Source organism: Streptomyces katrae, from assembly GCF_000966975.1.
Taxonomy (GTDB): Bacteria; Actinomycetota; Actinomycetes; order Streptomycetales; family Streptomycetaceae; genus Streptomyces; species Streptomyces katrae.
Window position 1 is genome coordinate 1 of sequence record NZ_JZWV01001262.1, and the last position, 4,802, is coordinate 4,802.

Consider the following 4,802-nt stretch of genomic DNA (forward strand, 5'->3'; position numbering starts at 1 on the left):
TGCTGGCAACGCTGACCAGGGCGGCGGTCGCGGCGGCAGCGGCTCAGCAGGAGGGCCCGGGGGAAGCCGTCCCGCAGCAGAAAACGACCTGAGGCGGCCCGCCCCCGAAGGGACGGGCCGCCTCACGGTCGGACGGGCTCGGGCCTACAGGCCGTAGCGCTCCCGGGCCTCCTTGACGGCCGACGCCGGGACCTCGCCGCGGCGGGCGAGCTGGGCCAGTGCGGCGACCACGATCGACTGCGCGTCGACGCCGAAGTGGCGGCGGGCGCCCTCACGGGTGTCGGAGAGGCCGAAGCCGTCCGTGCCCAGCGAGGTGTAGTCCTGCGGGACCCACTGGCTGATCTGGTCCGGGACCTGGCGCATCCAGTCGGACACCGCCAGGACCGGGCCCGGGGCGCCCTCCAGCACGCGGGTGACGTACGGGGTGCGCTCCTCGCCGCGCAGCAGGGCCTCGTCGCACTCCAGCGCGTCGCGGCGCAGCTCGCCCCACGAGGTGGCGGACCAGACGTCGGCGGCCACGTTCCAGTCGGCGGCCAGCAGCTGCTGCGCCTCCAGGACCCAGTGGATCGCCGTGCCCGAGGCCATGAGCTGGATCTTCGGGGCGTCGGCGGCCGGGGCGGCCTCCAGGGCGGCGGCCGTGTTGAACCGGTACAGGCCCTTGAGGATGCCCTCCTCCACGCCCTCGGGCATGGCCGGCTGGACCTTCGGCTCGTTGTAGACCGTCAGGTAGTAGAAGACGTCCTCGGGGTTCTCCCCGTACATCCGCTTCAGACCGTCCTTGACGATCACCGCGATCTCGTACGCGAACGCCGGGTCGTAGTTGAGCGACGCCGGGTTCGTGGACGCGATCAGGTGCGAGTGGCCGTCCGCGTGCTGCAGGCCCTCACCGGTCAGGGTGGTGCGGCCGGCGGTGGCGCCGACGATGAAGCCCTTGCCGAGCTGGTCGGCGAGCTGCCACATCTGGTCGGCGGTGCGCTGCCAGCCGAACATCGAGTAGAAGATGTAGAACGGGATCATCGGCTCGCCGTGCGTCGCGTACGACGTGCAGGCGGCGATGAAGTCGGCCATGGCGCCGGCCTCGGTGATCCCCTCGTTGAGGATCTGGCCGTCCTTGGCCTCCTTGTAGTACATCAGCTGGTCGCGGTCGACCGGCTCGTACGTCTGGCCCAGCGGCGAGTAGATGCCGGCCGACGGGAAGAGGGACTCCATACCGAAGGTACGGGCCTCGTCGGGGACGATCGGCACCCAGCGCTTGCCGGTCTCCTTGTCCCGCATCAGGTCCTTGACGAGGCGGACGAAGGCCATGGTGGTGGCCATCTCCTGCTTGCCGGAGCCCTTGATCAGCGGGGCGAAGGAGCGGTCGGCCGGGGCCGGCAGGGCCACGTGGTGGACCTTGCGGGCCGGGGCGGGGCCGCCGAGGGCCGCGCGGCGCTCCTGCAGGTACCGCACCTCGGGGCTGTCCGCGCCCGGGTGGCCGTAGGGGACCTTGCCGTCGACGAAGGCGCTGTCCGGGATCGGCAGACCCAGCAGGTCGCGCATGTCCTTGAACTCGTCGACCGTCAGCTTCTTCATCTGGTGGTTCGCGTTCTTCGACTCGAACCCGGCACCCAGCGTGTGGCCCTTGACCGTCTGCGCCAGGATGACCGTCGGCGCGCCCTTGTGCGCCAGGGCGGCCTTGTACGCGGCGTAGACCTTGCGGGGCTCGTGGCCGCCGCGCGAGGTGTGGAAGCACTCCGCGATCTTCGCGTCGGAGAGCACACCGGCCAGCTGCACGAGCTCGGCGTTGGCGCCGAAGAAGTGCTGGCGGATGTAGGCCACGTCACGCGTCGCGTACGTCTGGAACTGCGCGTCCGGCACCTCGCGGATGCGGCGGACCAGGGCGCCCGTGGTGTCGAGCTGGAACAGCTCGTCCCAGGCGGAGCCCCACAGGGTCTTGATGACGTTCCAGCCGGCACCGCGGAACTGGGCCTCCAGCTCCTGGACCACGCGGAAGTTCGCGCGGACCGGGCCGTCGAGGCGCTGCAGGTTGCAGTTGATGACGAACGTCAGATTGTCGAGCTGCTCGCGGGAGGCCAGGGCCAGGGCGGCGGTCGACTCGGGCTCGTCCATCTCGCCGTCGCCGAGGAAGGCCCAGACGTGCGAGTTGGAGGTGTCCTTGATGTTCCGGTTCTGCAGGTAGCGGTTGAAGCGCGCCTGGTAGATCGCGGAGAGCGGGCCGAGGCCCATGGAGACCGTGGGGAACTCCCACAGCCACGGCAGGCGCCGCGGGTGCGGGTAGGACGGCAGGCCGTTGCCGCCAGACTCCTGGCGGAAGTTGTCGAGCTGCTGCTCGGAGATGCGCCCGTCGAGGAAGGCGCGGGCGTAGATGCCGGGGGAGGCGTGGCCCTGGATGTAGAGCTGGTCGCCCGATCCGTCGGCCTCCTTCCCGCGGAAGAAGTGCTGGAAGCCGGTCTCGTAGAGCCAGGCCGCCGAGGCGAAGGTGGCGATGTGGCCGCCGACGCCGTACTTGGAGCCGCGGGTCACCATGGCGGCCGCGTTCCAGCGGTTCCAGGCGGTGATCTTGGCTTCCATCTCCTCGTCACCCGGGAACTCGGGCTCGGCGGAGGTGGGGATGGTGTTGACGTAGTCCGTCTCCAGCAGCTTGGGCAGGGCCAGGCCGGCGGCCTCGGCGTGCTGGAGCGTGCGGCGGAGCAGGTATTCGGCGCGGCGCGTACCGGCGGCCTTGGCGACGGCGTCGAGGGAGGCCGCCCATTCGGCGGTCTCTTCGGTGTCGCGGTCCGGGAGCTGGTCGAGCTCGCTCGGAAGCTTTCCTACGGGGTCGGACATCGGTGTGCGCCGCCTTCCGGACAAAGGAGAGGAGGTGGTGAAGAAAACCCTGACGGGCAGGACAGGGCCGATGGGCCCGGTTGGGGCCCGGAGTGACTGTAAATCCCTGATCGATGATCGATCAAATAAAAGTGACGAATATTCGACGCTCGGGCAAAAGTCGGCACCGGGTGCCATGAACTCAGGCACGGCGTGCCGGTTTCATCAGTACATGCCAAAGCGCTGGCGATCCCCTGGAGGATCGCTCAAAACCGCAGGTCGGAAGGGGTGGGAAAGGGTCAGGCGCTGCGCGGGGCGCAGCCCAGGACATGCCGCTTCACCAGCACGCCGATATCCGGGTCCTGGCTTCGGAAGGCCGCGACGAGGGCCTCGTGCTCCTCGGCGTACGACTTCTGGACGGTTCCCAGCCACCGGATCGACAGGGCCGTGAAGACCTCGATCCCCAGGCTCTCCCAGGTGTGCAGCAGCACGCTGTTCCCGGCCGCCCGCACCAGCTCCCGGTGGAAGCCCACCGTGTGCCGCACCTGCGCCGTGCCGTCCTGGACCCGGTCGGCCTCCCACAGGGCCGCCACGTGCGGCTCCAGCGCCGAGCAGTCGGCCGCCAGCCGGGGCGCGGCCAGCTCGGCCGCGATCTGCTCCAGACCGGCGCGGACGGGGTAGATCTCCTCCAGGTCGGCCGCCGAGAGGTTGCGCACGCGCACGCCCTTGTTCGGCGCCGACTCGATCAGCCGCAGCGTCTCCAGCTCGCGCAGGGCCTCCCGTACGGGCGTCTGGCTGACCTCCAGCTCGACCGCGATCCGGCGCTCGACGATCCGCTCGCCGGGCTTCCAGCGGCCGCTGACGATCCCCTCCACGATGTGCTCGCGGATCTGCTCGCGCAGCGAGTGCACGACGGGTGGGGTGATCATCGGGGTTCAACTCCTGTGTGTGCGGACACGCGGGGCCTGATGCCTAGACAATAAGGCCGCCGTGGCCTGCTCCGATGCGTTCGTGGTCAGGGACGCAGGGTGAGGCTCGTTACAACGACGGCGCCCCCGCCCGGACGAATCCGGGCGGGGGCGCCGTAAGCGGCAGATCACTGCACGCCCGGGCCTTACAGGCCGAGCTCGACCTCGAACTCGCCGGCCTCGAGGATCGCCTTGACGGCGGTGAGGTACCGGGCCGCGTCCGCGCCGTCCACCAGGCGGTGGTCGTAGGACAGGGTCAGGTACGTCATGTCGCGGACGCCGATGACGGTGCCCTCCTCGGTCTCGATGACCACGGGACGCTTGACCGTGGCACCGATGCCCAGGATCGCGACCTGGTTCGGCGGGACGATCACCGTGTCGAACAGCGCACCGCGCGAGCCGGTGTTGCTGATGGTGAAGGTCGCGCCGGACAGCTCGTCCGGGGTGATCTTGTTGCCGCGGACCTTGGCGGCCAGGTCGGCGGTCGCCTTGGAGATGCCCGCCAGGTTGAGGTCACCGGCACCCTTGATGACCGGGGTCATCAGGCCCTTCTCGGAGTCCACGGCGATGCCGATGTTCTCCGAGTCGAAGTAGGTGATGGTGCCCTCGTCGTCGTTGATCCGGGCGTTGACGACCGCGTGGGCCTTCAGCGCCTGGGCAGCGGCCTTGACGAAGAACGGCATCGGGGACAGCTTGACGCCCTCGCGGGCGAGGAAGCCGGCCTTGGCCTTCTCGCGCAGCTTCATGATCTTGGTGATGTCCACCTCGACCACGGAGCTGAGCTGCGCCTGCGAGTGCAGGGCCTTCATCATGTTGTCGCCGATGACCTTGCGCATGCGGGTCATCTTGACCGTCTGGCCGCGCAGCTCGGACATACGGCCACCGACACCGGTGCCCGTGACCGTCGCCAGGTTGACGCCGGACTCCGAGGCGAGCTTGCGCACCAGCGGGGTCACGTAGGCGCCCTCGTCACCGGCCGAGACCGGGGCGGCGGGGGCGGCCGGGGCGACCGGAGCCGGAGCGGCGACT

At 69.8% G+C, this 4,802-nt stretch carries 3 protein-coding genes; all 3 read right to left on the bottom strand.

Features of this window, described 5'->3' with window-relative positions:
- Positions 1 to 144: 144 nt before the first annotated feature.
- Entirely contained in the window at positions 145 to 2,826 is a 2,682-nt protein-coding gene (gene aceE / locus VR44_RS35905; RefSeq protein ID WP_045951849.1) for a pyruvate dehydrogenase (acetyl-transferring), homodimeric type, read from the bottom strand.
- A 278-nt stretch (positions 2,827 to 3,104) separates the two neighbouring features.
- Entirely contained in the window at positions 3,105 to 3,731 is a 627-nt protein-coding gene (locus VR44_RS35910; RefSeq protein ID WP_045951851.1) for a GntR family transcriptional regulator, read from the bottom strand.
- Between the two features lie 188 nt (positions 3,732 to 3,919).
- Positions 3,920 to 4,802, bottom strand: an 883-nt coding sequence (locus VR44_RS35915; protein ID WP_045951850.1) for a 2-oxo acid dehydrogenase subunit E2, incomplete at its 5' end; no start/stop codon positions are given.

Excerpts from the sequence above, each read along its gene's own strand:
- aceE (WP_045951849.1), bottom strand. The coding sequence starts at position 2,826 with ATGTCCGACCCCGTAGGAAAGCTTCCGAGCGAGCTCGACCAGCTCCCG.